The organism is Pseudomonas frederiksbergensis (assembly GCF_003732705.1).
GTDB lineage: Bacteria > Pseudomonadota > Gammaproteobacteria > Pseudomonadales > Pseudomonadaceae > Aquipseudomonas > Aquipseudomonas frederiksbergensis_F.
This window is the reverse complement of record NZ_MOBR01000017.1, coordinates 164,847-191,335: the sequence shown is the minus strand read 5'-3', so window position 1 is coordinate 191,335 and position 26,489 is coordinate 164,847. Positions and strand designations below refer to the sequence as shown.

Below are 26,489 nucleotides of genomic sequence, written 5' to 3'. Positions count from 1 at the left end.
ATTAAAGATTCGCCCGCTAGATTCATGACGATCACTGATCAAGGCTTTGACATGACCACCGAACGCAACACCCCGGACAATTGCGACCACCTGCTGCTGGACAATCAGGTGTGCTTCGCCCTGCATTCCACTTCACTGCTGATGACCAAGGTCTACAAACCTTTGCTGCAAGCACTGGGCCTGACCTATCCGCAGTATTTGGCAATGATGGTGTTGTGGGAAAAGGACGGTTTGACCGTCGGTGAAATCAGCAACCGTCTGCTGACCGATCCGGGCTCGTTGACACCCTTGCTCAAACGCCTGGAAGTCGAAGGTTTGCTCAGCCGAACCCGCAGCCGTGATGACGAACGGGTGGTGATTGTCGAACTGACCGAACAGGGCCGCGCGTTGCGGGACAAGGCTCGGGATATTCCGCAGTGCATTTTGGGCGCCAGCGGGCAGACGATTGAGCAGTTGAAGAAGCTGCAAAATGATCTGCAGGATCTGCGTAGTCACCTGCAGGACAGTCTTTAGGGGCATCTGCGGGACCGCGTTATCGTTCTTCGCGGGCAAGCCTCGCTCCTACAGTTGGAATGCGTTCCCCTGTAGGAGCGAGGCTTGCCCGCGAAGGCGCCCTCAAAACCGCCAATAATTTCCCGCCTGCACTCCCCGCACAAACCCCTCTATTTCAAACCTCTCCGGCGATTCGCATTCGAAACATCTGTCACAGGCCAAATTTTTTCAAAAATTTATCTTGCGCACTAAATATTCGCGCGATACATTCATCTCGCACTTACTTAGCGCGCAAACATTTAGCGCAAAACATCCAAATCCGAATGAGGCTCACACCATGCAAACTCTCTACACCGCAATCGCAACTTCCACCGGTGGCCGTGACGGTCGTGCGGTTTCCAGCGACAACATCCTCGACGTCAAACTCGCTACCCCAAAAGAACTCGGCGGTGCTGGCGGCGCAGCCACCAACCCTGAGCAACTGTTCGCAGCCGGCTACTCTGCCTGCTTCATCGGCGCGCTGAAATTCGTCGCCAGCCAGACCAAACGCACCATCCCGAACGACGCCTCGATCACTGCCCATGTCGGCATCGGCCAGATCCCTGGCGGTTTCGGTCTGGACATCGACCTGCACATCAGCCTGCCGGGCCTGGAACAAGCCGATGCGCAATCCCTGGTCGATACGGCTCACCAAGTCTGCCCGTACTCCAACGCCACCCGTGGCAACGTCGAAGTGCGCCTGCACGTGACTGTTTGATAGCGAACACCGCAACACGAAATGTGGGAGCGAGCTTGCTCGCGAAAGCGTTAGTTCAGTCAACATCTCTGTTGAATGTGCAGCAGCCTTCGCGAGCAAGCCCGCTCCCACAGGAGACAGGTGTTGTTATCAAGTTATTCGCAGGCAAAAAAAAGCCCGACTCAATGGTCGGGCTTTTTCATTCCTGGGGCTGTGCTTATTTAGCACGGCCTTTGTAGGAACCGCCTTCGCGGGTATCGATCTCGATCATGTCGCCGATTTCGATGAAGTCAGCAACCGACAGCTCGGTACCGTTCTTCAGTTTGGCAGGCTTCATCACCTTGCCGGAAGTGTCGCCGCGAGCGGAACCTTCGGTGTAGTCAACCTGACGCACGATAGTGGTCGGCAGTTCTACGGAAACCAGACGCTCTTCGAAGAAGATCGCTTCGCAAACATCGGTCATGCCTTCTTCAACGAAAGGCAGAACGGCTTCGATGTCTTCAGCGTTCAGCTCGTACATGGTGTAGTCGGTGGTGTCCATGAACGTGTAGGTGTCGCCGCTGATGAAGGACAGGGTCGCTTCTTTGCGGTCGAGGATTACGTCGTCCAGTTTGTCGTCGGCGCTGTAAACGATCTCGGTCTTGTAACCGGTCAGCAGGTTCTTCAGCTTGGTCTTCATGATCGCGCTGTTACGACCGGACTTGGTGAATTCAGCTTTCTGAACCAGCCAAGGATCGTTTTCGAGACGGATCACGGTACCGGGTTTCAGTTCTTTACCAGTTTTCATTGCGAATATCCGAATTTGGATGGGATTTACAAAAATCTAGGCCGCGTATCATATCCAATTTAGGTAAAACTGTACCAGCGCCGCGGCAAGATCGGCCTGCAAGGCTTGTTCCAGACACCAGGCCTCGGCGTGTTTTTCCAGCTCCGGCCAGTGTTTGCGGGTCGCGAGCCATTGGTCGGCCATGTCGCCGCCGGCATTCCACACCCGCCAAAGACCGCTGATCGCTTCTGCGGCAGGCGCCGACAGGTCTTTTGTATAGAGCACGAGGAAGGCTTCGAGCTTGTCCAGGTGGATGTCTTCGTCCTGCCGATAGATGTGCCACAGCAGCGGCCGCCCCGCCCATTGCGCCCGGACAAACGAATCTTCGCCACGCACGGCGTTGAAATCGCAGCACCAGAGCAAGTGATCGTATTGATCCTGGCGGACGAACGACAGCACCTGAATGGTCAGGGCGTCCCGCACATGCAGCGCACCTGCCACCAGCCCATCGACGCCGAGCCAGCGTTCGACGTCGCCGAGAATCCGCCCTTCCGGCACCAGCAGGTGGGTGGGTGTCGAATCGGCGGCCAGCGTGTCGAGCCAACTCGCCAGCCCGGTGTTTTCGTAGGCAAACAGCGAGATCAACTGCGCACCGGGCGCGCGATCAATCGCCAAACCTTGCAGGAATTCTCGCTGAGCCTCGGGGCTTTGCTGAAACTGCCGACGCCGCTCCAGCAATCCACTTTCACGGAGCAAGCCTCCAGTGCCTTTCTGGAACCCCGGAAAGAAGAAGAACTTCTGCACGCTCTTGTATTTCACCGACGGCAAACCGTGGCAGCCGATCACCCAGTCCTCGGCGCTCAGATAATCCAGGTTCATCCACAACGGCGGTTTTTCCCGTTCGGCCATGGCATCCATGTAGGGGCTCGGCAGTTGGCAGGCGAACGCGGCGATCACCACGTCGGCGGCCTCCACGGGTTGCCATTCGGCGGGCCATTGACGCACCTCGACACCCTGCTGCCATTGCTGGGGCGCGTGGATGTCGATCTGCGGGCACAGGCGTTCGAAGGACCGCAAGTCATCGACCCACAGGCGAACGTGCACCGAATGTTCGGCCACCAGTTGTCGGGCCAGGCGCCAGGTCACACCGATGTCGCCAAAGTTGTCGACCACGGTGCAAAAAATATCCCAGCGCCCGCGGTTTTTCATTTGAGGCAGTTCAGGCATTTATGGCTCCCGTTGGCAAAGGCGCCGATTGTCCGCATAAATTACCCCGTGCAGAAGGGCCGACGACGATTAATCTTCGTGCGACAATCGCGATCCGCCCGCGACCACCCGCCAGGAGGCAGCCATGCCCTACCGTCCCAACCCGCGCCGCCCGTTGCCGATCCGCCTCAATGCCGTGCAATTGACCGCCAGCATTGCTCTGGGTCTTTGGCTTGGGTTCCTGGCCATCGCGCTGACTTGCTGGCTCGCCTCGCGTTTTGTCTTCCCGGAGCAATTGGCGCCAGTGGCCCAGGCCGTGCAGCAGTTGGCAAAACCGCCGGTGGTGGTGCAGCCCGCCCCTGAAACCCCGATGTTCGAGCAATACAAAGAGAACCTGCGCAAGAACGAACAACAGCAAACCCTCGACCAGGCCCGCACGAACAACCGCAACCTGTCGAACCCCAAATGCCAGTTCTGGCTGCAACAGGACCAAACCGCGCCGAACGAAAAAAGCCGCGCCAACGTCCTGCAATTCTGCGATTGATCAAGAAGCTCTCTATGCACAAGCCGACCGTCCACCAACTGATACTCGACAAGCTGCGTATCGATCTCGACATCGCTGAACGTGCTGCGCAAACCGCGTACGAAACCGCGACCCACGAAGAGAACATCGCCGAAAACAAATACGACACGCTGGGGCTCGAGGCGTCATACCTGGCGGCCGGGCAGGCGAAACGGGTCGAGGAAATTCGTCATTCACTGACCCTCTGCCAGAACCTGACGCTGCGCCCGTATGATGATCAGCGCGGCATCGAAGTCGGCGCCCTGCTCGGCCTCGAAGACGAAAAGGGTCGTGAACAGTGGCTGTTCCTGGCGCCTGATGCGGCGGGTTTGAAGGTCGATGTGGTGGGGCAGATGATCACCGTCATCACCCCTCGCTCACCACTGGGCAAAAGCCTGTTGGGCAAGTTCGAAGGGGACGAGGTAGAGATTCTGGTGGCGGGCGCTCGGCAACAGTTTGCTGTTACCGAGGTGATTTAAAGCAGCTTAGTGGACCGGCAGTTCGACGCCGTCGAATAGCTCTTCCAGTTCCTGCTTGTTGTGGCACTGGATGGCTTTGGCCATGACTTCGCGGGTCAGGTGCGGGGCAAACTTCTCGATGAAGTCGCACATGAAACCACGCAGGAAGGTGCCGCGACGGAAACCAATCTTGGTGATGCTGGATTCGAACAAATCGCTGGCATCGAGCATCACCAGGTCGCTGTCGAGTTTGGCGTCGACCGCCATTTTAGCGACGATGCCCACACCCAGACCCAGGCGCACGTAAGTCTTGATCACGTCGGCGTCAGCGGCGGTGAACACTACTTTCGGCGTCAAGCCACGATGGCTGAAGGCTTCGTCGAGTTTCGAACGGCCGGTGAAACCGAACACGTAGGTCACGATCGGGTATTCGGCGAGGGCTTCGAGGGTCAGCTTCGGCAGCTTGGTCAGCGGGTGGCCCTGGGGCACGACCACGCAGCGGTTCCAGCGGTAGCACGGCATCATCACCAGGTCACCAAACAACTCCAGGGCTTCGGTGGCGATGGCGAAATCCACGGTGCCGTCAGCGGCCATTTCGGCGATCTGCATCGGCGAACCCTGGTGCATGTGCAACGCAACGTCCGGGTATTGCTTGATGAAGTTGCTGATCACCGGCGGCAACGCATAACGCGCCTGGGTGTGGGTGGTGGCGATCGACAGGGTGCCTTTCTTCTCGTTGGAGAATTCCTGGGCAATCTGCTTGATGCTTTCAACCTTGCGCAGGATTTCGCCGGCAGTGGTGATGATGCGTTCGCCGGCCGGGGTAACGCGGGTCAGGTGCTTGCCGCTGCGGGCGAAGACCTCGACGCCCAATTCGTCTTCCAGCAAACGGATCTGTTTACTGATGCCCGGCTGCGAGGTGTAGAGACTTTGGGCTGTAGCGGAAACGTTGAGGTCGTGGTGCGCCACTTCCCAGATGTAGCGCAGTTGTTGAAGCTTCATATGAATCCCTCAAAGCAGGTAGACGCCACGGGCATCAGCGACGGTATATAACTATATTAATGGTTTGAAGAATAAATCTAGAACTTTTTTATCAAAACAGCATTATTTGTTCTAGCGATCTCCCAGACGCCGACGCTCCACCAATGGCACCAGATAGACCGGCACCCGAGCCAACTGCAAGACCCGCGCCGCCGTGCGGCCCAATGGCGTTTCCGCACTGGCGCGATGGCTATGACTACCTACGATCAGCAAATCCACGGAGAGTTTCTGCGCCTGGTCGAGAATCACCTGCGACGGATCGCCCTGAAGCACCCGCACCGCTTGTATCCGCGCCAGATCCTGTTCCCCCTCATCCCCCAGTTCTTCACGAAAGCTTTCCAGCACCCGCCGTTCAATATTGGCGATCACCGTGTTCAGGCCCTGGCTGTGAAACTCGTTCAACGCTTGCTCATCGAGATAGCTCTGCAGCACCGATTCGGCAAACAGCCCCATGGGTTCCACTGCGTGCACCACATACAAGTCGGCATTGAATGTTCGCGCCAGCGCCAAGGCGTGCTGCATCACCAAAGGTGCATACAGGCCGAGGTCGGTGGCATACAGCATGGAACGAATCATATGACCTCCTTGCGTGCCGACATGGCGGAGATTGATTCAGCTTAGCAGTGCCTTGCCGAGTACGACGGGCCGCGTAACACCTTGAAGCAAGGGCTTAAACTTTTTGCTCGTTGCTTATGCCATGGGGCACGTGACCGGTGGCGACCACTTCACGAGCCAGTTCGCAATGGCCTGCCTGATCGTCGAAAAACACGTCGGCGGCAAAGGCTTCCAAAAACGCGGCTTTGGTCAGGCCGCCGAGAAACAGCGATTCGTCCAGACGGATATCCCACTCGCGCAACGTGCGGATCACGCGCTCGTGGGCCGGTGCCGAACGCGCGGTGACCAGGGCGGTGCGGATCGGGCAGGCGTCTTCGGGGAACTCGCGCTGCAACAAATTCAACGCCGCCAGGAAGCCTTTGAACGGTCCACCGCGCAAGGGCTCACGGGCCGCCTGGCGTTCGCTGGCCTGAAAAGCTTCCAGCCCACCCGACTGATAAACCCGCTCCGACTCATCGGAAAACAGCACCGCATCCCCGTCGAAGGCAATGCGCAACTCATCACTGGCGGCCCGGCTCGCGCCGCCCGACAGAATGGTCGCGGCGGCAAAACCGGCGTCCAGCGCACTGCGCACGTCTTCGGCATGGGTCGAGAGAAACAGGTCGCAACCAAAAGCCTTGAGGTACGGATAAGGACTGCGTCCACCGACAAACGCCGCGCGGGAAATCGCCAGTCCGTAGTGGTGAATCGAGTTGAAGACCCGCAGTCCGGTGTCGGCACTGTTGCGCGACACCAGCACCACTTCGACCCGGGCGCGGCCAAGACTGGCATTGAGGTTCAGGAGTTTTTCCACCAGCGGGAAAGCATCACCGGGCGCGAGGACTTCGTCTTCGTGCTCGATCTGGTATTGCCGATAGGCCTCGACCCCATCCGACAGATAGACCTTGTGGCTTTCGCTCAGGTCGAACAGCGCTCGCGAAGAAATCGCCAGCACCAATTTGTCATCTATGTCCTTGGCCATGCCCTTCCCCTCTGGTGGATCGACTCAAACGTTACGTCGATCGATAAAACCGAGCGCCCGATACAGGGCCTCGATGCGTGGCAACTCACATCCCGCCGCTTTCGCCGCCGCCAAGGGCCGGGCGTAGATTGCCTCCAATTCCAGCGGTCGTTTGTGCAGGAGATCGTGGTACATGCTCGGCCAATAGTCAGGCATTTTCTCGGTCATCATGAACAGGTAGTCGGCGTAACCGGGCGGTATGACGTGACCGCAGGCCTGGGCGCCCTGCACCACTTCGGCCATCAATGCCTGGATCAGCGCGCGGCTGTCGGCATCGGCCATCAACGGTGTCGTGCTCGCCCCGAGCAAAACCGACAGACCGTTGTAAGGAATATTCCAGACCAGTTTTTGCCAGCGCGCCTGATGCAGATTGGGCATGGCCTGAGAGTCGATACCGGCGGCACGGAATAGCCCGGCGCCCTCCTCGACCAGCGCCATGCGCGCCGCGTCGTCGTTGGCCGGGCCACTGTGGTAGCCAACATTTACCGCGCCGAGGGCCTGATGGGTGATCACGCCCGGGCCTTCGCGATGGACACAAATCAGGCACAACCCACCGAGCACATGCAGCGAATCCGGCAGCGACTCTCGCAGACTGTCTTCGACGTCCAGGCCATTTTGCAGCAGCAGGACTTTGGCGCCGGGGGCCGCGGCTTCAATGATGATCGGCGCGAGCCCCGGGCTGGTGCTCTTCGCCGCCACCAGCAACCAGTCGCAGGGTGGCATGTCTTCGGCCGCTGAATAGGCCTGGACCGGATTCAACGTCAGCGCGCCATGTACCGCACTGTTGACTTGCAGCCCGCGCTCGGCGACTGCGGAAAACTCACTGCGCAACAGAAAATGCACATCGAAACCGGCACGCGCCAGCATCAACCCGTAGAAACCACCAATTGCGCCGGTCCCGATAATGCCGATTGTCGGCTTGGCAACTGCTCCAATCATGGCAACTCCTCAGCAATTCGACTCAGCGCCTGGCTCACCGCCTGATTCAGTTCAGTGTCGGTCAGGCGCGACTGTACCGCCCCAAAGAACTCACCGTCGCGCACCACAAACAGCGCCGGCAAATGAAAGACCTCATAACGTTCCACCAACCCGCCATTGTCCGCCGCGTCGATCCAGCACAACTGATCGATCGCCAGATCGAGCCTTGGCAATTGCTCTCGGGCAAACCGGCAACTGGCGCAGCCGACGCTGGTGAAAATCACCAGGGAAACGCCGTTCATCGCCAGCAGCCTTTGGTCGGCGTCGAAATCGGTCAGTTCCGATTCGACCACTATACTGGGGGAAACAATGTCAAATGGGCGACACAGGGAGTCCGTGTTCATGGGACGTTTTCTTCCTCATCCTGACGATGTGCCCGTGGAACTTACGCTGCTCAAACATGAGTGCATTTCACGGCAACGGCTGCACACTATCAGCCTCGGCGGCATGGCTTGCAATTACCACCGCGCCTGGCGTCACGGCACGGCACTCGAAGTGCGCATGCCGACCTTGAACCCCGACTTGCGTTATCTGGGCTACGTGGCCTGGTGCCTGCGCCGAAAGCGTGGCTACCTGGTGGGCATCGCTTTTGTCGACGAACAGATGCTGTTCAGTGCGCGAATGGGCGAGCAGGTGTGCCAGATCGAACGTTATCGTCGCCTGCATGATGCCCATGATGATCTGCAGGAAACTCAAGCCCTGGCCCTTGAATGGGTGCAGCAGCATGCCGACGAGTTCTCCCACGACACGGTTCGCAAGGCTTTTGCTCAGCCTGTGCTGGATTAAAGCGGTGTCTGCCCATTGTCGAGCCACGGTGTAACGCGCTAAGGTTCGGGTCCCCCGACGCGCTTAATTTGCTGTGCTCCGCCGCGCGGGTTCGCTGGCGGATGGCACCCGTGACCTGACGAGTAAACGATGGCTGATTTACCGATCAACGACCTAAACGTCGCTTCCAACGAAACCCTGATCACTCCCGATCAGCTCAAGCGTGATATCCCTTTGAGCGACGCTGCCCTGCGCACCGTGACCAAGGGCCGCGAAGTCATTCGCAACATTCTTGATGGCACCGACCACCGCCTGTTCGTGGTGATCGGGCCGTGCTCGATCCACGATATCAAGGCTGCCCACGAATACGCCGAGCGCCTGAAAACTCTGGCCGCCGAAGTGTCCGATACCTTGTATCTGGTCATGCGCGTGTATTTCGAGAAGCCACGTACCACCGTCGGCTGGAAAGGTCTGATCAACGATCCGTACCTGGATGACTCGTTCAAGATTCAGGACGGCTTGCACATCGGCCGCAAGTTGCTGCTGGACCTGGCCGAGATGGGCCTGCCGACCGCCACTGAAGCCCTCGACCCGATCTCCCCGCAATACTTGCAGGACCTGATCAGCTGGTCGGCCATCGGCGCGCGTACCACCGAATCCCAGACTCACCGTGAAATGGCCTCCGGCCTGTCCTCGGCGGTCGGCTTCAAGAACGGCACCGACGGCGGCCTGACCGTGGCGATCAACGCCTTGCAGTCGGTTTCCAGCCCGCATCGCTTCCTGGGCATCAACCAGGAAGGTGGCGTGTCGATCGTCACCACCAAGGGCAACGCCTACGGTCACGTGGTATTGCGCGGTGGCAACGGCAAGCCGAACTACGATTCGGTCAGCGTCGCCCTCTGCGAGCAAGCGCTGAACAAGGCCAAGATCAAGCCGAACATCATGGTCGATTGCAGCCACGCCAACTCCAACAAGGACCCGGCCCTGCAACCGCTGGTGATGGAGAACGTCGCCAACCAGATCCTCGAAGGCAACCAGTCGATCATCGGCCTGATGGTCGAGAGTCACCTGAACTGGGGCTGCCAGGCGATCCCGAAAGACCTCGCCGACCTGCAATACGGCGTATCGATCACCGATGCCTGCATCGACTGGACTGCCACCGAAAACACCCTGCGCAGCATGCACGCCAAGCTCAAGGACGTGCTGCCGAAACGCGATCGCAGCTGATCATCGTTTTTCAGGCACAAAAAAACGCCGGTTTAACCCGGCGTTTTTTTATGCGTTGCGTTTACTGGCTCAGCTTGGCCGCGTGCCGCTGATGACGTTCCATGTAGCGCTCCACGTAGGAGCACGATGGAATCACCGTGTAGCCCATTTCTTCAGCGTACTGCAGCGCCTGCTCGGTCAATGCCGCCGCAATGCCACGGCCACGCAATGCGTTGGGCACGAAGGTGCGATAGATATCCAGGGTCTGTTTCCCCAGATCCATATAGGTCAGGTAGGCACGATGACCGTCCACATTGGTCTCGAACTGATGACCAGCCTGGTCATGGTGGATGGACAACGCCTCGCTCATCACTACTCCTCGCGGGTCTTGGATTCTGACCCCTACCTTACCGATGTTTTTCCGGCGAAGGAACATCTACGCCACCCTGTGCCTGAATGGACACCGAGAAGAGCGACACCGATCTCGCGCAACCTGGGCACGTATCAAATAGTAGGCACCATTGGCGAAAATGCTCAAGGTGCGCTCGTCATCATGCCGAGGTGGCTGCGGGGTGCTGCTCCAATTGACGCAGGGATGGCTCGACCAAAGATCTTCCCGGGTCGAAAGCCTGAACATTGCCGGATGTTGAGACTTAAGACGAGCGCCCTTCGTTAAAGTCACCTCAACATGCAGAAAGATATGAGAGGCGCTACGCAAAATCCGAACAAAAGTGTAGACGAAAGCATGTAGACAGACTTTAACAAAGACCGGAGATACTGCCTTCGGATTAGGGAACTTTTCTCATGCGGCTCGCTCATCTCGGGCCTCGCAGCTGGGTATTTTTTATCCAGAGCAGTTAAAAGTTGCTCGAAAAAGAATCAACGCCTACAATTTTTTTTGCTTCTTGCTTTACGTCAGTTTACTTACGACAAGTAATGGGTAGTATGTACGCCGGCTATTTCCTCACTCTGAGGAGACAGCTACTTAATAGAAAGTCCTTGAAGGGGAACACGATGAACAACGTTCTGAAATTCTCTGCTCTGGCTCTGGCCGCAGTTCTGGCTACCGGTTGCAGCAGCGTATCGAAAGAAACCGAAGCACGTCTGACCGCTACTGAAGACGCAGCTGCTCGCTCCCAGGCTCGTGCAGACGAAGCTTACCGTAAAGCTGATGAAGCTCTGGCTGCTGCTCAAAAAGCACAACAGACTGCTGACGAAGCTAACGAGCGTGCTCTGCGCATGCTGGACAAAGCTAGCCGCAAGTAATAGTCCTTCGGGATTGTTATCAAGCCGATCCATTTATGGATCGGCTTTTTTTATGCCCGGTGTTTTGTATCGGCCATAAAAAAACCCGCCGACGGCCAACGTCGGCGGGTTCCTTTTTCGTGTTTACTGCTGCAGATCGACCGGCACGCTCGACACCATAGGCGCGGACGTATTCGGCACGGCGATTTCCACCGGCAGGCCATCTTCGGCCGCTACCACGTCACGCACGACATCCCAGTTCATGCGCAGATTGTTGGTGATGTCTTCACGCTTGAGCATCGCATTGATCACGGCGGTGTGCTTGTCGACCACCGACGGATTGCCATTGTCGTCCAGCGGCGTGTGCGCTTCGAGATAAACCTTGCCGCCACTCAGGCCGAACTTGTACGGGTCGTTGATGATCCGCACCGATGTACCGACCGGCACCATGCCCGCCATTTCCAGCACATTGTTGTTGAACATGCGGAAGCAGCCGTGGCTGGTGCGCATGCCGATACCGAATTTCTTGTTCGAGCCGTGAATCAGGTAGCCCGGAGTGCCCAGGCTGAACTTGAACGGCCCCAGCGGGTTGTCCGGGCCGGCCGGCACCACATTCGGCAACGGGTCACCGTCGGCGAGATGCTCGGCCTTGATCGAGGCTGGAGGGGTCCAGGTCGGGTTCGGCGTCTTGGCGGTGATGGTGGTGTGCGCGATCGGTGAACCCCAACCCTCACGGCCGATCCCCAGCGGGAAGGTGTACACCACGTTCCGGCCTTTCGGATAGTAGTAGAGGCGGTACTCGGCCAGGTTGATGACGATGCCTTCACGCGGACCCGGCGGCAGGATGAAGCGGGTCGGCAGAATGATTTCGGTGCCGGCGCCCGGCAGCCAGGCGTCAACGCCCGGGTTGGCCGCGACCATTTCCGAATAGCCCAGATCGTAAGTGGTACCAAGGTCGGCGAAGGTATCTTCGTACTTGGCCTTGATCACTTGCACCTGACCGATGATGTCTTCACCTGGAGGTGGTAGAGGCAGCTCTAGTGCTGAAACTGGACCCGCCACACAGAAGGCGGCAAGGGTCAGGCAGCGGGTGACGGCAGGAAAGCGCGGCAACATCCGGAAAATCCTTCGCATGATCGACAAGGGTATAAGAACGCGATTGTACACCGACGTCCGTAATTTCGGGGAGATCGAGCACATTGCAGGCGATACATGACATTTTTTTCATGCGGGAGCAGCGGCGAGGTCATAGGTAGGAGCTTAAAGCTCGAAACGCAATTCCGGCCAGATCGGCGAGGTGCCGCGTTTTTGCGACTCAAGAATCGCTCGGCACAGCGAACACAAACGCTGGTCCTGGAACACCCTGCGATCCACGCTCGACCAACGCGGCTGCGCCGGCAGCAGGCTGCCACACAGCGTCCGGTCCGCCGAACCGCCGAGTTCAAGCTGCCGCGCCACCAGATGCACCCGCACTTCCTGGCAGGCGAACAGATCCAGCTGCTCGTCAGGCTCGATCAGTTGGTAGGCAAAAAGGGACCAGGCAGGACGCGGCATCGGGGGCTCCAAATCGGGGGCGCCACCTTAGCCGAAACACCGCCACTAGAAAAGCGTCAAAGCAGCGGTTTCAGCGTCGGCCAGACATTTTCCAGCAACTTGTCCTGAGCCACCGCGGCCGGGTGCAGGCCGTCGGCTTGCATCAGGTCTGGATGACCGCCGATTCCTTCGAGAAAAAACGGTACCAGGGGGATTTTTTTCTCTTGCGCCAGCGTGCCATAGACCTTCGCAAAGGCCTCGGTGTATCGGGCACCGTAATTGGGCGGCAATTGCATCCCCAGCAACAAGACCTTCGCACCGCTGGCTTTTGAGCTGTCGATCATCGCCGCAAGGTTTTGTTGCAATTGTGTTGGCAGCAGTCCACGCAGCCCGTCGTTGCCTCCCAACTCGAGGATGACCAGCTCCGGTTTATGCTCTGCAAGCAGCGCCGGCAGGCGTGCCTGGCCTCCGGCACTGGTGTCGCCGCTGATGGAGGCATTGATCACTTTATCGTCGAAACCTTCGTGCTTGAGCCGTTGCTCAAGCAGCGACACCCACCCCAAGCGGGTATCCAGTCCGAAACCGGCGCTGATACTATCGCCAACGATCAGGACTGTACCCGCCGCTGCGTTCTGGGCCATGCACATCAAGGCCAGGCCAGCACTCAAAAACCACACACGCATCGGATTCTCCATGGGCGCAAGCATTCTCACCGCGAAGAACCTCAGCAAAGTGGTTCCCAGCGCGGAAGGTGAACTGACTATCCTGCACGAACTCAGCCTGGAACTGAACAAGGGCGACAGTCTGGCCATTGTCGGCGCCTCCGGTTCTGGCAAATCCACCCTCCTCGGCCTGCTGGCCGGCCTCGACCTGCCGAGCAGTGGCGAAGTCACCCTCGCCGGCCAGGCCCTGAGCAATCTCGACGAAGATCAACGCGCACGCATTCGCGCCGAGCATGTGGGTTTTGTCTTCCAATCCTTTCAACTGCTCGACAGTCTCAACGCCCTGGAAAACGTGATGCTGCCCCTGGAACTCGACGGACGCAAAGACGCCCGGGAGCGCGCGACCGAATTGCTGCAACGGGTAGGCCTGGGCCAGCGCCTGACGCACTCGCCACGCCAGCTCTCCGGCGGCGAACAGCAGCGCGTGGCAATCGCCCGGGCGTTTGCTGCCGAACCCGACGTGCTGTTTGCCGATGAACCCACCGGCAACCTCGACAGCCACACCGGCGAGCGCATCAGCGATCTGCTGTTCGAACTGAACAAGGAACGCGGCACGACCCTGGTGCTGGTGACCCACGACGAACGCTTGGCACATCGCTGCCGGCGCCTGATCCGCCTTGAAGCCGGCCTGCTGGTCGCCCCTCTGGAGCCTTGATGGCACGCTTGCCGCTGTTGCGCCTGTTCAGCCTCGCCATCCGCCAACTGCTGCGCGACGCCCGCGCCGGTGAGCTGCGGGTGTTGTTCTTCGCCTTGTTGGTGGCCGTGGCGGCGAGTACTGCCATCGGTTATTTCGGCGCTCGCCTCAACGGCGCCATGATGTTGCGCGCCACCGAGTTTCTTGGCGCCGACCTGTTGCTCGAAGGCAGCTCGCCGGCGCGGCCCGAACAGATCAAGAGCGGCACGGAGCTTGGGCTGGAACACGCCCAGGTGGTGGAATTCTCCAGTGTCATCGCCACCGACAACGGCATCCAGCTGTCCAGCATCAAGGCGGCGGACGCGGTCTATCCGCTGCGCGGCGAACTGAAAAGCGCCCCCGCGCCTTTTGCCCCGGAAGAGTCCGGTGGCGGGCCGAAGCCCGGCGAAGCCTGGGTCGAAGCGCGACTGCTGACGGCGCTGGACCTGAAGATCGGCGACAGCATCGACGTCGGCATGAAAACCCTGAAGCTGACGCGAGTGCTGACCTACGAGCCCGATCGCGCCGGCAACTTCTACAGCCTGACACCGCGAGTGCTGATCAACCTCGACGACCTCACCGCCACCGGCGTGGTGCAACCCGGCAGCCGGGTCAGTTACCGCGAGCTCTGGCGCGGCAAGGCCCAGGCGCTGGAAACCTATCGCCAACTGGTCAAGCCCGGCCTTGCCGCCAATCAGCGCCTGCAGGATGCCCGGGACGGCAACCGGCAAATCGGTGGCGCCCTGGGCAAGGCCGAACGCTATTTGAACATGGCCAGCCTCGTGGCAGTTTTGCTGTCCGGTGTCGCAGTGGCGCTGTCGGCGACCCGTTTCGCCACACGCCGATTCGATGCCAGCGCCTTGCTGCGTTGCCTGGGTTTGTCCCGCCGGGAAACCATGGTGCTGTTCAGTTTGCAGCTGACGGTGCTCGGCTTGCTGGCCAGTCTCAGCGGCGCCCTGATCGGCTGGTTGGCGCAGCTTGGGTTGTTTGCGCTGCTGCATGACTTGTTGCCCACAGACGTTCCACCGGGCGGCTTGTTGCCGGCCATTGCCGGGATCGGCACCGGGCTGGTGGCACTGGCCGGTTTCGCCCTGCCACCGCTGGCCGCACTCGGACGGGTGCCGCCATTGCGGGTGCTGCGTCGGGACATGCTGCCGATTCCGTCCAGCACCTGGATGGTCTATGGCGCGGCGCTGGGTGCGCTCGGGCTGATCATGTGGCGCTTGAGTCTGGACCTGGTCCTGACGTTTGCCCTGCTGGGCGGCGGCGTAATCGCAGCCGTGGTGCTGGGCGGTTTGCTGCTGTTGCTGCTTAAAAGCCTGCGTCGGATGCTGGCGCGCGCGTCTTTGCCATGGCGCCTGGGTCTGGGCCAGTTACTGCGTCACCCACTGGCCGCCGCCGGCCAATCCCTGGCCTTTGGCTTGATTCTGTTGTCCATGGCATTGATCGCGCTGTTGCGCGGCGAATTGCTGGACACCTGGCAGAACCAGCTGCCGAAAAACGCACCGAATTATTTCGCCCTGAACATTCTGCCGGCGGATAAACAGGCGTTCACCGATCGCCTGATCGAACTGTCGGCGCAATCGGCGCCGCTGTACCCGGTGGTGCCTGGCAGGCTGATCAGCATCAATGGCGAAGCGGTGCAGGACATCGTCAGCAAGGATTCGGCGGGTGACCGGGCGATTCAGCGTGACCTGAGCCTGACCTGGGCGGCGGACCTGCCGGCGGGCAACAAGCTCACCTCAGGCACCTGGTGGACCGAACAAACGCCGGACGAAGTGCCCGGCGTATCGGTAGAAGGCAAAGTCGCCGAAAGCCTGAAACTCAAGCTGGGCGATCATCTGGTATTTACTGTCGGCGGGGTCAATCGCGAAGCGAAAGTCACCAGCCTGCGGGATATCAACTGGGACAACTTCCAGCCGAACTTCTTCATGATCTTCCAGCCCGGCACCTTGAAGGATCTGCCGGCGACGTACCTGACCAGCTTCTATCTGGCGGCGGGTCACGATCAGCAGATTGTGGATTTGTCCCGGGCGTTCCCGGCGGTGACCATCCTGCAAGTCGAAGCCTTGCTGGAACAACTGCGCAGCATTCTCGCCCAGGTCACCCTGGCGGTGGAGTACGTATTGTTGTTCGTGTTGGCGGCGGGGATGGCGGTGCTGTTCTCCGGCCTGCAGGCAACGCTGGATGAACGTATTCGCCAAGGCGCGTTGTTGCGGGCATTGGGGGCCGAGCGTCAGTTGCTGGTCAAGGCCCGGCGGATTGAGTTCGGTTTACTTGGAGCGGTCAGCGGTTTGCTGGCGGCACTGGGTTCGGAGTTGGTCAGCCTGGTGCTTTACCGTTACGCCTTCGACCTGCCCTGGCACCCGCACCCATGGTTGCTGGTGCTGCCCCTGATCGGCGCCGTGCTGATTGGCGGCGCCGGCGTGTTCGGCACGCGGCGCGCCTTGAACGCCAGCCCCCTGACAGTCTTGCGCGAGGGTTGATAGACTCGTGACTCATTTCCACAAGAAGTCGCCATGAGCCGTTATCGCCCTCCCCGCACCGCTGGCACCGCGCTGATCACCCCTGAAGGTGAAGCGCGGATGCGTGCCGAGTTCCACGAACTCTGGCACGTGCGCCGCCCCCAGGTGACGCAATCAGTCAGCGAAGCGGCGGCCCAGGGTGATCGCTCGGAAAACGCCGAGTACACCTACGGCAAAAAAATGTTGCGCGAGATCGACAGTCGCGTGCGTTTTCTGACCAAGCGCCTGGAAGCCCTGAAAGTCGTCAGCGAAAAACCCAGCGATCCGAACAAGGTGTATTTCGGAGCCTGGGTGACGATTGAAGATGAGGAAGGCAAAGAGTCGCGCTATCGCATCGTAGGCCCGGATGAACTGGACCTCAAACTGGGATTGATCAGCATTGATTCGCCACTGGCACGAGCACTGATCGGCAAGGCGCTGGACGCAGAAGTTCGAGTCCAGACACCAACGGGCGAGCAGTGTGTGTATATCGTGGCGATTGAGTATCTGTAGAGCCCCGAAACCTCAGCGCCGGGTAATCAACCCTTGCCGCGCAACCCGAATCAGTTGCTTGATCACTTGCGGAGCATCTTCAAGCGTGGGCGACTGAATCACCGCCAGATCAAAACTGTCATTGGTAAATCGAGCCAAGGACTCGCCGTCTTCGACAAACTGGATCAGGAACGCGGCGGGACCGCCGGTGCGACGTGGCCAGCCATCGAGATAACGCAGAAGCGTTGGCTGATGTTTTCCGCCAAGCAGGATTTTTGGATTGCGCTGGGTGAGGTGTGCCGTGATCGGCGCGGGACGTACAACGGGGCTTAGTGCATTCATTGGGTCGTGTCTCTGCCTCGAAAGTCTGCATGGCAGGTGAGAGGCAACACCGAACCAGCGCTTTAGCGGTATTTCGAAGCCTGTTTCAAGCTTCTATCGGCAACTGAATGAGTCACCTGGCGCCCCGCAAGTAGCTGTTTAAATCGGCGCATGAGCAGCATCCTAGAGAACCTGACCGGACAGTGTCAAGAATGACGCGCAACAAAAAAGGCCCGCACAATGCGGGCCTTTTCGTTGAGCCAGAGCGGTCAGCCAGCGATGGCGCGGTCCGCCGAGAGCTTGCCCGCACCTTCGATCAGCACCGCGATGCTGCCACCGAGCAGGGCCAGGGCGAACTCGTAACCGTTGTTGGCCATGAACAAACCGTTAGGCAAATGCACGGTAAAGATTGCCACCAACGAGAGGAATGTCAGCCCCAGCGCCGCTGGACGAGCCAACAGGCCGATGATCAATGCGAGGCCGGCGAAGAACTCAGTACCACCGGCCAGGATCGCCATCAGGTGACCCGGTGCCAGACCGATGCTTTCCATGTATTGCGCAGTACCGGCAATCCCGTAGCCACCGAACAGACCGAAGAGTTTCTGCGAGCCGTGGGCCGCGAAGATGATGCCGACGAAGATCCGCAGAACAGTCAGGCCATAGCCGGCGCGGGTAAACAGTACCTTGTTGATCAGTGAGCTCATGCTGTGTCATCCATTGATTATGTGTGTTGGTTGGCCGCTATATTAATCGTTATATCGAATGATAAAAGCGCAAATATTCCGCCACAACCATCAGCTTAATCGATCATTTCCGTGAGGCGACTTTTTGCCCCTGAGGCTCCAACGACTCCCGCTCCCGATCGAATGCCAAGTAATACTTGTTCACGCTATTAACATAGCTGACCGCACCCATTCCCACCTGCTCCATGGCAATGCGCTCCACCTGAAAGAACCACTGGTTCGGATTCAGCCCCCGGCGCCGGGCTTCGGCGCGCATGCCCTGGACCCGTTCCGGCCCCATGTTATAGGCCGCCAGCACAAACGCCATGCGCTCACGCTCGTTGAGTTTGGGGCTGGAGAAGAATTTGCGGCGGATCATCGCCAGGTACTTGGCCCCGGCCTGCACATTGGCGTCGAGGTTCTGAATATTGTTGACTCCAACCCGCTGGGCCGCCGACGGGGTGATCTGCATCAGGCCGGTCGGGCCGCCACCACCGCGAGCCTCGGGTTGCAACGCTGACTCCTTGAACGCCAGCGCCGCCAGGTTCAGCCAGTCCATGCCTTGGGCGTCCGCGTGTTTCTGCAGCACCGGGCGGAGTTTTTCCAGACGCTGTCGGTCAGCCTTGGCCAGTGGATAGTGCACTTGATACAGCCGTCGATAAATGCGCAAGAACGCCACGTCCTCATCCGACGGCTTTTTGTAGGTGGTCAGAAAGCGATCGATGCTCGCCCGCAGCATCGAAGCATCACGGCGCACAAACCAGTATTCCTCGCCGGGTTCGCTGATCAGCAACTGCCGATCGAAGCGCAACTTGGGCAGGATCTTGCCCCAGCGTTCAGCGATCGGTTGCTCGACGATGGTCAGGTGGAAGATGCCACCCTGGACCATCTCCAGCACATCTTCGACCGCCAGGCTGGGGTCGACCCACTCGACCTTCACCGGTGCCAGTTTGTGCAGGGCGAGTTTTTGATTGATCTGACTGACCGCATCCCCGGCCGCACTGCCCGTGGGCAACGCCAGGGTTTTGCCGGAGAGTTGTTCGAGTTTGGTGTAACGGCGTTCGCCCTTAATGCCGACCAGGATCAGCGGAATGTTGCTGGCAATCGGTTCGCTGGTACTGACGGCGTGACCGGATTGCGGATCGAGCAACTCCCCCGGCGCTACCAGATCGCCCTCCCCGCGCTGTAGCGCACCAAGCAATTGATCCTTGGCTTTGGGGATGATCTTGAGGGTGATTTCCTGACCGTCGCGGGCATGGCCGTTGAGGTATTGCTCGAAGGCGCGCAGACGATGGTATTCGACGCCGATGGCCTGGCCCTGGACTTCGCCGGAGCTGTTGCGGCTCTGGTTGACCAAGACTTTCAGCACACGACTGCTGCGGATTTCCGCCAGGTCGCGCACCTTGGTGGACGGCACGGCTTGCAGCGGTCCGGCCAGACGCGCAACCGCCGGCAGCGGCAGCAGCAACGAACAACACAGCAGTAGCAAAACCGAGGGACGTGTCATCCACTCTCCGGAAAGAATACTGGTCAACCCCACGACAATTTTCATGGGGAAAAACATCAGAAACAGAGCGCTTGGAGCGCTGGCAAAGTGCGAAAGACTGGCACAGTGATGGCAGTTTCACCAACCCGACCTGTCTCGCGGCATCAAGAGACAGCTTCAACTCGTTGTAGTTCTTCGTTTTTCTTTTAAATCTACAGCTCTGATATGCTTTCCGGCCTTTGGTCCGAGGTAGCACCATGCAACTCATCGATATCGGCGTCAACCTGACCAACCCCAGTTTCGACGACAAACACCAGGCTGTACTCGATCGCGCCTACGCTGCCGGGGTCTGCCAATTGGTGCTCACCGGGACCAGTGTCGACGGCAGCGAACAGGCACTGGAGCTGTGCCGGCAACTGGATGAAAGCGCGCTGCGGCTGTTCGCCACCGCCGGTATTCACCCCCATTGCGCCAGCGACTGGAACGCCGACAGCGAGCAGCGCCTGCGCAGTTTGCTCAAGGAACCGAACATGGTGGCCGTGGGCGAATGCGGGCTGGATTTCAATCGCGACTTCTCGCCACGCCCACAGCAGGAAAAGGTCCTAGAGCAGCATCTGGCCATGGCGGTCGAGCTGCAATTGCCGGTGTTCCTGCACGAGCGCGATGCCAGCCAGCGCCTGCTGGAAATCCTGCGGGACTACCGCGATCAGTTGCCGGCCGCCGTGGTGCATTGCTTCACCGGTGAAAAGAAAGCGCTCTTCAGCTACCTCGACCTGGATCTGCACATCGGCATTACCGGGTGGATTTGTGATGAGCGTCGGGGCACGCATCTGCATCCGTTGGTAAAGGAAATCAAACGCGGCCGCTTGATGCTGGAGAGTGACGCGCCGTACCTGCTGCCGCGCAGCCTGCGGCCGAAGCCAAAGAACGGGCGCAACGAGCCGGCGTATTTGACCGAAGTGCTGCGTGAAGTGGCGCTGCATCGCGAGGAGAGCGAGGAAGACCTCGCGGCGCATACGACGGCTTGTGCGCGGGCATTCTTCCGTCTCCCCTCAATCACTCAGTAACCCCAACTCTCCTGTGGGAGCGAGCTTGCTCGCGATAGCGGTCTGACAGGCACCTTGATAGTGAATGTGCCACCGCCATCGCGAGCAGGCTCGCTCCCACATTTGATTGGTGTTGCCACAAGACCTGTGCAGTGATTATTGACCTGCATCAAAATCCGAATCCCTGCATAGCGGCACAATACTGGCACCTTGCCAATGCTGTTTCCGCTATCAGAGAAGACCTTCCTATGGGTGCCTGGCTTAGCAACATCTCGCTGAAATACAAATTCTGGGCGGTCAATGCGGTCGCCTTTATCACCACGTTGTTGTTGGTACTGTACGCCGTGCAGCTTGAACAACAGGCCCGCAGCCACGCGTCCCAGGCGTCCGCCCAGGCTCAGGCGCGCTTGCTCGATGCATGGCCCGCCGGGCAGCCGCTGCCCAAGGCCAACAACGTGCTGATCTTCAATCACGGCCAGGCACCACGGCTAAACGAACAACCGGTGTTGGAGCTGACCGATACCAACAACGGCTGGGTCGAGATCAACAGCATGCCGCTGTTGGGTGAAAACCCGTTGATGGGCGCCGAAGTCTTCGGCCGCTCCGATGGCCAGCAAGTTGCGGTGATCGCTTATGGCCCGAGCTTGAGCCAAGTGTTCAGCGAACGATTCTTCAACTATGCGATGGCGGTGGCGATCCTGATGCTGGCGATGCTCGGGGCTTCGCAACTGCTGATCCGCTTCCTGCTCAGCCAGCTCAACACCTTGAAAGACGTGATGCTGCACGTCGAGAAAACTGGTGACCTGTCGGCTCGCGTGCCGCTGGCCTGCAAGGACGAAGTCGGGCAGATGGCCAATGCGTTCAACGCCATGCAGGCCGGTTATCAGCGGGTGGTCAATACGGTCGCCAACACCGCCCGGCAACTGGATGTCGGCGCGGCGCGATTGGCGGCGAGCATGAATGAAGTGCGCCACGGCATGCTCGGTCAGCAAAGTGAAACCGATCAGGCCGCCACGGCAATCAACGAAATGACTGCCACGGTTTATCACATTGCCCAACATGCCGGCGCTACCCGCGACTTGTCGCAAAGTGCCGACACCCTGGCCGGCAGCGGCCAGGAAGTGGTCAGTCGGGTGCAGAAGTCGATTGCCGGGTTGTCCAGCGGCGTGCAGCAGACCGCCGAGATGATCCAGCGCCTGGCCGAGGACAGCCAGAAGATCAACGGCGTCGTCGGTGTGATTCACAGCATCGCCGAGCAAACCAACCTGCTGGCGCTCAACGCCGCCATCGAGGCCGCGCGAGCCGGTGAGATGGGCCGAGGCTTTGCAGTGGTCGCCGATGAAGTGCGCAACCTGGCCAAGCGTGTGCAAACCTCCACCGATGAAATCACGTTGATGGTTTCCGCGTTGCAGGCCGGAACCCGGGACGCGGTGGATTTCATGCAGGAAAGCTCATTCAAGGCTGACGATTGCGTGCAGCAGGCTCAAGAGGCCGGCGCGGCGTTGGCGCAAATCACCAGCGCCGTAGCGCAGATGCGTGAAAGCAACACGCAGATTGCGGTGGCAGCTGAGCAGCAGAGTCATGTGGCGGAGGAGATGAATCGCTCGGTGGTGAGCATTCGCGACGTGACCGAGAATACTGTGCAGCAGACCGTGGATTCGGCGAACACCAGTAATGAGTTGGCGACGTTGGCTGGGGAGTTGAGCAAGGCGATCGGGCAGTTGAAACTCTGAGTGCCTCTTCGCGGGCAAGCCTCGCTCCTACACGGGACCGCGCTCGTTCAAAAATATTGCGAACGACTCAATCCTGTAGGAGCGAGGCTTGCCCGCGAAGGCGTCAACCCGGCCAACATCAATATTGACCATGACCCCTATCACTCCGATAGCCAACCTCGATTCGCCGCCCGCCCCCGCCGCGCCTATCCTTCAACCATTGTGTTCAACATGGATTGAGGAGTTTCAAAAATGGGCAAACGTCACCCCAACCTTCCGGCCTGGCAATGGAAGTCCTACCCGCAGAATCACCAGCACCCGACCAACCTGGCCATTCACCTGATCGCCGTTCCGTTGTTCATCATCGGCTTTCTGCTGATTGTGTCCGGGGTGTTCAGCCTGAGCCTGTTGAATGTCGTGATTGGCGTCATCGGCGTGATTGCCGGTCTGGGCCTGCAACGCCACGGTCATAGCCTGGAGGCGCAAGCCTCCGAGCCGTTCGCTGATCGCAAAGATGCGATGTCACGCTTGCTGGTCGAGCAGTTTCTGACCTTCCCAAGGTTTTTCCTCAGCGGCGGCTGGTGGCGCGCCTGGCGCAAGCGCCACCGGCGCTGAGTCAGGCGAAGATCGTCACGGTTTGCCGGCTCATGGCAATCAACTGACCGTCAGCGCTCCACAGCTTCGCCGCCGCGTGACCGTAGCCGTCACGGGCGAGTTCGATGTCCACCAGGTACTTGCACCAGTCCAGGGTGTTCAGCGCCAACAGCGGCTGGACGAATTCGATGGTCCAGGTCAGCGTACTGCCCGCCGCCGGTTTGTTCAGGTGCGGCAACAGGGCCGGCGGCCAGGCATCGACCAGCGCGAGGATGTACGCCTCGCTCAATGCCTCTTCTTTCACATCCCCGCGCAACCGCACCCACCCGCCCATGTCCCGCGACTTGTTCCCGGTAAACGGCAGCCCGCCGACGCTCCAGCGCATCGCCAGATGCTTCATGAATTCCGGGGTTACGCCTTTGATGTAAGGCAGTTCCTGGCAATCGTCCCAGTGTTTCATCTCGGGAGCAGGCTCGGCTTCCACCGCCACTTCAGAAGGTCGCGAGGCGCCGAAACTGCCTTGGACCAATGTCACCACCTGGCCTTTCTGCATCACCCGACCCAGCACTTGGCTGACGGCTTTGCCTTCGCGCAATACATCGACTTCAAAACTGACCGGCACATCGGGCTCGACCGGGCCGACAAAGGTGATCGCCAGCGAACGCACCGGACGCTCCGCCGGGACTTGCGCGCGCATGGCTTCGTACTGCAACGCGGCGACCAGACCACCGAAACTGGCCCGGCCCTGGCCCCATTCGGCGGGAATCGACAGCGCCTGCGGCTGGCGGCGGACAGCGTCGAGCAGATCGGAAAAGCGCATGGGAACCTCAGAAAACGGAAAAGGATGTGGGGGATGTTAACCAGCCTGCGGAGGGGATACAGCGCTTATTCCGGACAAATGCACTGACAGAAGAGCCGCGCAGGTCTTATGCCCGACACAAAACCAACTGTTTTGATCGTTCCCACGCTCTGGTGGGAATGCCGCCATGGACGCTCTGCGTCCGTTTCAAAAGTGACGCGGAGCGTCACGGGATGCATTCCCACGCGGAGCGTGGGAACGATCAATCAAACCGTTTTCGCGAGCAGGCTCGCTCCCACAGAGGATTAGTGCTGACTTCAGGATTTGAAGCAGGCGGCGCTGAGTTTGTCGAGCACGCGGTCGGCACGCCCTTCAGCCTTGGCCATGGTGGTTTTCCAGACCGCAACACAGGGGTGCAAGTCGGCCTCTTGTTCCGCCCGAAGAAGCCACTGCCAGCAATCGTGCCAATCGCCCAACGCGGCCTGGGCCGATTTTAGCCGTGGCATCGCCGGTTTCGGCAAGCGATCCAGTTCGGGATAAGCCTCGATGCCATAGCGCACACGCTTGATCAACAAGCGCAAACGATGGCGGTCATGGGCCGGGTCGTGCAGGGCTTCATCGAGTTTTTCCCACTGCTTGGCCAGGCGTTTCTCGATGCGTTTACGCAAGCCCTTGAGCAATCCCTGACGCTGGGAGGCCCGCAGGAATCGCGGAAAAGCGTCAAGGATCATCAGCAATTGAATGACTTGCGGGCTGGTGGCGACGGTGGGATAGGCCACGTCCATTTGCGCCATGCGCCGTTGCGCTGCCTCGGGTTGACCGTGCTGGAGCAGGTATGCCGCCAACACTTCGCGATCACGCAACGGTGTGGTCAGTTGCCCGACACCGGACGCCGCCACTTCCAGTTGCTCGACCCCGGGCAACCCCCGCAGCGGTCGCAACAGGCTGCGCAAACGCCGAACCGTGGTGCGCAAATCGTGCAGCGCTTCCGGGTCGGTGCGGGCACTCAAGCGTGCCTGGCAGGCCAGCAAACGGACTTCAATGCTCAGAACCTGAGCCACCAACCGGTCAACCAAGGCAGACATCACTTGCTCCCTGTATCGAATTTCCGCTATCGCGCTCAATGTCATCCTGCCTGCGTCGAAACCCGCAGGCATTGAGCTACATCATGCGCTTAACGACCGGCGCGGGACTCACGAATATAGAAACGCGCCTTCTCGGCCTTGCTGGTGCAGCCTTCGTAGGCTTCGAATTGCTGCTGTGTCTTGGCGCCAGTCAACAGCGACAGTGCTTTAGAGTAGCTGACGGTGCCGGCGAAACCTTCGGCCTTGGCCAGATCCAGCTCATGCCACGCCGCATCGATCTGGGTGCCGCAGCTGTCGCGGTACGCAGTTTTCCCGGCACAACCGGCCAGTGCCAGGGCAATCAAAGGCACACAGATCCAGGCTTTCATCGATAACACCTCAAAGATAGATAAACAGTTGTGCAGGTAAGACGGTGCGGCGCGCAAAAAGTGCCTTGCGCCGCCCGTACAAACTATAGCGCTCGCGAGCATACCCATCTGTCGCCATGCAGTGTCGAAAAAACGACGCCCCTGCCCTCCCTTACGACCTTACCGATTGAAGCGCGACCCTCGATGGGTGCATTGTTGAACCTTGTCAGACGAGGGCGATTCATGAAAAAGCGTGTCGCATTGGTGCTGGGCTCAGGTGGAGCCCGGGGCTATGCCCATATCGGTGTCATTGAAGAGATCGAACGGCGTGGCTACGACATCGCCTGTATCGCCGGTTGCTCCATGGGTGCGGTGGTCGGCGGGATTTATGCCGCCGGCAAACTCAACGAATATCGCAATTGGATCGAAAGCCTGGATTACCTCGATGTGTTACGTCTGGTGGATGTCAGCTTCCGGCTGGGGGCGATTCGCGGAGAAAAAGTCTTCGGCCAGATCCGCAAGATCGTTGGCGAGATCAATATCGAAGACCTGCGCATCCCCTACACGGCGGTGGCCACCGACCTGACCAACCAGCAGGAAATCTGGTTCCAGGCCGGTTGCCTGCACCAGGCCATTCGCGCCTCGGCGGCGATCCCCAGTTTGTTCACGCCGGTGATGCAGGGCAATCGCATGCTGGTCGATGGCGGCTTGCTGAATCCGTTGCCGATCGTGCCCGTGGTGTCGAGCCATTGTGATTTGATCATCGCGGTCAACCTCAACTCGACCAACCAGCGCCACTATCAACTGCCGGTGATCCCGCGTCCTCCGGCATTCAAGTCGCGTTTCAACAGCCTGGTCAATTCACTGGGTTCGAAGATGCCGTTCCGGCGCAAACAGGCTGAGCAATTATTGTTGCTGGAACAGGAAGCGTTGAAAGCAGAAGCGGCGGAAATCAACCCGTGGATCGAATCCGCTGAACCCGAAGCCCAGCAACCCGCCGCCGCGCCACAAGCCGATGGTGCGCCGAAGTCCGCCACCGGTTCGTTCATCATCGACAACGTCGGGCCGGCGTCCTTGCTGGACTTGATCAACCAGAGTTTCGAGGTGATGCAGACCTCGTTGGCGCAGTACAAGATTGCCGGGTATCCGCCGGACGTCCTGATCAACGTGCCGAAGCGTGTGTGCCGGTTTTTCGAGTTTTACAAAGCGCCGGAATTGATCGCACTGGGACGGGAGATTGCGCGGGATACGATGGATCGGTATGAGAATGAGCAGAACTGAGCATCTGAAAGTACCTGATCGTTCCCACGCTCCGCGTGGGAATGCCGCCATGGACGCTCCGCGTCCGCCGTTAAGGTCGTGACGCGGAGCGTCACAGGATGC

General features: G+C 59.5%; 31 protein-coding genes. 14 read left to right on the top strand and 17 right to left on the bottom strand.

The genetic code is table 11. The features are described 5' to 3' along the window. Positions 1–51: 51 nt before the first annotated feature. Together BK667_RS19300 and BK667_RS19295 are read left to right on the top strand one after the other, a co-directional pair. Complete coding sequence (locus BK667_RS19300; protein ID WP_123598641.1) at positions 52–513, top strand: MarR family winged helix-turn-helix transcriptional regulator; 462 nt, start codon at positions 52–54, stop codon at positions 511–513. A gap of 316 nt (positions 514–829) precedes the next feature. Beyond that, positions 830–1,249 carry an organic hydroperoxide resistance protein gene (locus tag BK667_RS19295; protein ID WP_123598579.1) on the top strand — a complete coding sequence of 140 codons (420 nt, stop codon included), beginning with the start codon at positions 830–832 and terminating at the stop codon, positions 1,247–1,249. A gap of 196 nt (positions 1,250–1,445) precedes the next feature. Here BK667_RS19295 and BK667_RS19285 read toward each other — a convergent pair whose 3' ends face one another. Further along, positions 1,446–2,015, bottom strand: a complete 570-nt coding sequence (locus tag BK667_RS19285) for an elongation factor P (RefSeq protein WP_007943632.1) — start codon at positions 2,013–2,015, stop codon at positions 1,446–1,448. A 48-nt stretch (positions 2,016–2,063) separates the two neighbouring features. Beyond that, a complete protein-coding gene (gene earP, locus BK667_RS19280; protein WP_123598577.1) occupies positions 2,064–3,221 on the bottom strand; it encodes an elongation factor P maturation arginine rhamnosyltransferase EarP in 1,158 nt (385 codons plus the stop codon). A gap of 124 nt (positions 3,222–3,345) precedes the next feature. Between earP and BK667_RS19275 the strand changes: the two genes are divergently transcribed. Both BK667_RS19275 and BK667_RS19270 read left to right on the top strand, forming a co-directional pair. Further along, entirely contained in the window at positions 3,346–3,744 is a 399-nt protein-coding gene (locus BK667_RS19275) for a hypothetical protein (protein ID WP_123510246.1), read from the top strand. 14 nt (positions 3,745–3,758) lie between these two features. Continuing rightward, a complete protein-coding gene (locus tag BK667_RS19270; RefSeq protein WP_123598576.1) occupies positions 3,759–4,241 on the top strand; it encodes a GreA/GreB family elongation factor in 483 nt (160 codons plus the stop codon). A 6-nt stretch (positions 4,242–4,247) separates the two neighbouring features. Here the strand turns inward: BK667_RS19270 and cysB are convergent, their stop codons facing one another. From cysB to BK667_RS19245, 5 genes are all read right to left on the bottom strand, one after another. Next, positions 4,248–5,222 (bottom strand): HTH-type transcriptional regulator CysB, encoded by a 975-nt coding sequence (gene cysB / locus BK667_RS19265; RefSeq protein WP_054052018.1) that lies wholly within the window; start codon positions 5,220–5,222, stop codon positions 4,248–4,250. Between the two features lie 111 nt (positions 5,223–5,333). Beyond that, positions 5,334–5,837 carry a universal stress protein gene (locus BK667_RS19260; RefSeq protein WP_123510242.1) on the bottom strand — a complete coding sequence of 168 codons (504 nt, stop codon included), beginning with the start codon at positions 5,835–5,837 and terminating at the stop codon, positions 5,334–5,336. Positions 5,838–5,931: 94 nt separating this feature from the next. After that, the gene (locus BK667_RS19255) at positions 5,932–6,837 is read right to left on the bottom strand and encodes a 5'-nucleotidase (protein WP_123510240.1); all 906 of its coding nucleotides are present in this window, start codon (positions 6,835–6,837) and stop codon (positions 5,932–5,934) included. 24 nt (positions 6,838–6,861) lie between these two features. Further along, positions 6,862–7,815 carry a putative 2-dehydropantoate 2-reductase gene (locus BK667_RS19250; RefSeq protein ID WP_123598575.1) on the bottom strand — a complete coding sequence of 318 codons (954 nt, stop codon included), beginning with the start codon at positions 7,813–7,815 and terminating at the stop codon, positions 6,862–6,864. Then, positions 7,812–8,198, bottom strand: a complete 387-nt coding sequence (locus BK667_RS19245) for a thioredoxin family protein (RefSeq protein ID WP_123510237.1) — start codon at positions 8,196–8,198, stop codon at positions 7,812–7,814. Before BK667_RS19245 ends, BK667_RS19250 begins: the two co-directional genes overlap by 4 nt. Between BK667_RS19245 and BK667_RS19240 the strand changes: the two genes are divergently transcribed. Together BK667_RS19240 and BK667_RS19235 are read left to right on the top strand one after the other, a co-directional pair. Beyond that, a complete protein-coding gene (locus BK667_RS19240; protein WP_123510235.1) occupies positions 8,197–8,640 on the top strand; it encodes a PilZ domain-containing protein in 444 nt (147 codons plus the stop codon). The genes BK667_RS19245 and BK667_RS19240 overlap by 2 nt on opposite strands. A gap of 129 nt (positions 8,641–8,769) precedes the next feature. After that, a complete protein-coding gene (locus tag BK667_RS19235) occupies positions 8,770–9,846 on the top strand; it encodes a 3-deoxy-7-phosphoheptulonate synthase (RefSeq protein WP_123598574.1) in 1,077 nt (358 codons plus the stop codon). Between the two features lie 61 nt (positions 9,847–9,907). On the opposite strand, the gene BK667_RS19230 is transcribed toward BK667_RS19235, so the two are convergent. Next, complete coding sequence (locus tag BK667_RS19230; protein WP_020800382.1) at positions 9,908–10,195, bottom strand: GNAT family N-acetyltransferase; 288 nt, start codon at positions 10,193–10,195, stop codon at positions 9,908–9,910. A gap of 644 nt (positions 10,196–10,839) precedes the next feature. On the opposite strand from BK667_RS19230, the gene BK667_RS19225 reads away from it, so the two are divergent. Beyond that, on the top strand, positions 10,840–11,091 hold the full coding sequence (locus tag BK667_RS19225) for an outer membrane lipoprotein OprI (protein ID WP_002553018.1): 252 nt from the start codon (positions 10,840–10,842) through the stop codon (positions 11,089–11,091). 123 nt (positions 11,092–11,214) lie between these two features. On the opposite strand, the gene BK667_RS19220 is transcribed toward BK667_RS19225, so the two are convergent. The 3 genes from BK667_RS19220 to BK667_RS19210 form a co-directional block, all read right to left on the bottom strand. Continuing rightward, a complete protein-coding gene (locus BK667_RS19220; RefSeq protein WP_123510233.1) occupies positions 11,215–12,186 on the bottom strand; it encodes a L,D-transpeptidase family protein in 972 nt (323 codons plus the stop codon). A gap of 144 nt (positions 12,187–12,330) precedes the next feature. Then, positions 12,331–12,624 carry a hypothetical protein gene (locus BK667_RS19215; RefSeq protein WP_047527147.1) on the bottom strand — a complete coding sequence of 98 codons (294 nt, stop codon included), beginning with the start codon at positions 12,622–12,624 and terminating at the stop codon, positions 12,331–12,333. Positions 12,625–12,680: 56 nt separating this feature from the next. Beyond that, entirely contained in the window at positions 12,681–13,286 is a 606-nt protein-coding gene (locus BK667_RS19210; protein WP_123598573.1) for an arylesterase, read from the bottom strand. A 10-nt stretch (positions 13,287–13,296) separates the two neighbouring features. Between BK667_RS19210 and BK667_RS19205 the strand changes: the two genes are divergently transcribed. Genes BK667_RS19205 through greB form a run of 3 tightly spaced genes read left to right on the top strand, consistent with a single transcriptional unit; the run spans position 13,297 to position 17,015 of the window. Further along, positions 13,297–13,980, top strand: a complete 684-nt coding sequence (locus tag BK667_RS19205) for an ABC transporter ATP-binding protein (RefSeq protein ID WP_123510220.1) — start codon at positions 13,297–13,299, stop codon at positions 13,978–13,980. Next, a complete protein-coding gene (locus tag BK667_RS19200; protein WP_123598572.1) occupies positions 13,980–16,484 on the top strand; it encodes an ABC transporter permease in 2,505 nt (834 codons plus the stop codon). Before BK667_RS19205 ends, BK667_RS19200 begins: the two co-directional genes overlap by 1 nt. Positions 16,485–16,517: 33 nt before the next feature. Beyond that, on the top strand, positions 16,518–17,015 hold the full coding sequence (gene greB, locus BK667_RS19195) for a transcription elongation factor GreB (RefSeq protein ID WP_123598571.1): 498 nt from the start codon (positions 16,518–16,520) through the stop codon (positions 17,013–17,015). A 12-nt stretch (positions 17,016–17,027) separates the two neighbouring features. Here the strand turns inward: greB and BK667_RS19190 are convergent, their stop codons facing one another. From BK667_RS19190 to BK667_RS19180, 3 genes are all read right to left on the bottom strand, one after another. After that, complete coding sequence (locus BK667_RS19190) at positions 17,028–17,336, bottom strand: class I SAM-dependent methyltransferase (RefSeq protein ID WP_123510216.1); 309 nt, start codon at positions 17,334–17,336, stop codon at positions 17,028–17,030. Between the two features lie 248 nt (positions 17,337–17,584). After that, a complete protein-coding gene (locus BK667_RS19185) occupies positions 17,585–18,019 on the bottom strand; it encodes a DoxX family protein (RefSeq protein ID WP_123598570.1) in 435 nt (144 codons plus the stop codon). A 103-nt stretch (positions 18,020–18,122) separates the two neighbouring features. Next, positions 18,123–19,544, bottom strand: a complete 1,422-nt coding sequence (locus BK667_RS19180; RefSeq protein ID WP_123510211.1) for an MltF family protein — start codon at positions 19,542–19,544, stop codon at positions 18,123–18,125. A 236-nt stretch (positions 19,545–19,780) separates the two neighbouring features. On the opposite strand from BK667_RS19180, the gene BK667_RS19175 reads away from it, so the two are divergent. The 3 genes from BK667_RS19175 (at position 19,781) to BK667_RS19165 (ending at position 22,896) form a co-directional block, all read left to right on the top strand. Next, positions 19,781–20,590 (top strand): TatD family hydrolase, encoded by an 810-nt coding sequence (locus BK667_RS19175; RefSeq protein WP_123598569.1) that lies wholly within the window; start codon positions 19,781–19,783, stop codon positions 20,588–20,590. Between the two features lie 227 nt (positions 20,591–20,817). Further along, the gene (locus tag BK667_RS19170) at positions 20,818–22,302 is read left to right on the top strand and encodes a methyl-accepting chemotaxis protein (protein ID WP_123598568.1); all 1,485 of its coding nucleotides are present in this window, start codon (positions 20,818–20,820) and stop codon (positions 22,300–22,302) included. A gap of 231 nt (positions 22,303–22,533) precedes the next feature. Then, positions 22,534–22,896 carry an Mpo1-like protein gene (locus tag BK667_RS19165; RefSeq protein WP_123510205.1) on the top strand — a complete coding sequence of 121 codons (363 nt, stop codon included), beginning with the start codon at positions 22,534–22,536 and terminating at the stop codon, positions 22,894–22,896. Between the two features lies 1 nt (position 22,897). Here BK667_RS19165 and BK667_RS19160 read toward each other — a convergent pair whose 3' ends face one another. From BK667_RS19160 to BK667_RS19145, 3 genes are all read right to left on the bottom strand, one after another. Continuing rightward, the gene (locus tag BK667_RS19160) at positions 22,898–23,695 is read right to left on the bottom strand and encodes an acyl-CoA thioesterase (RefSeq protein ID WP_123510203.1); all 798 of its coding nucleotides are present in this window, start codon (positions 23,693–23,695) and stop codon (positions 22,898–22,900) included. 296 nt (positions 23,696–23,991) lie between these two features. Beyond that, a complete protein-coding gene (locus BK667_RS19150) occupies positions 23,992–24,759 on the bottom strand; it encodes a CHAD domain-containing protein (protein ID WP_123510199.1) in 768 nt (255 codons plus the stop codon). An 89-nt stretch (positions 24,760–24,848) separates the two neighbouring features. Further along, positions 24,849–25,127 carry a hypothetical protein gene (locus tag BK667_RS19145; protein ID WP_054051974.1) on the bottom strand — a complete coding sequence of 93 codons (279 nt, stop codon included), beginning with the start codon at positions 25,125–25,127 and terminating at the stop codon, positions 24,849–24,851. Positions 25,128–25,349: 222 nt separating this feature from the next. Between BK667_RS19145 and BK667_RS19140 the strand changes: the two genes are divergently transcribed. Continuing rightward, positions 25,350–26,387 carry a patatin-like phospholipase family protein gene (locus BK667_RS19140; RefSeq protein WP_123510197.1) on the top strand — a complete coding sequence of 346 codons (1,038 nt, stop codon included), beginning with the start codon at positions 25,350–25,352 and terminating at the stop codon, positions 26,385–26,387. The last annotated feature ends 102 nt before the right edge of the window (positions 26,388–26,489 follow it).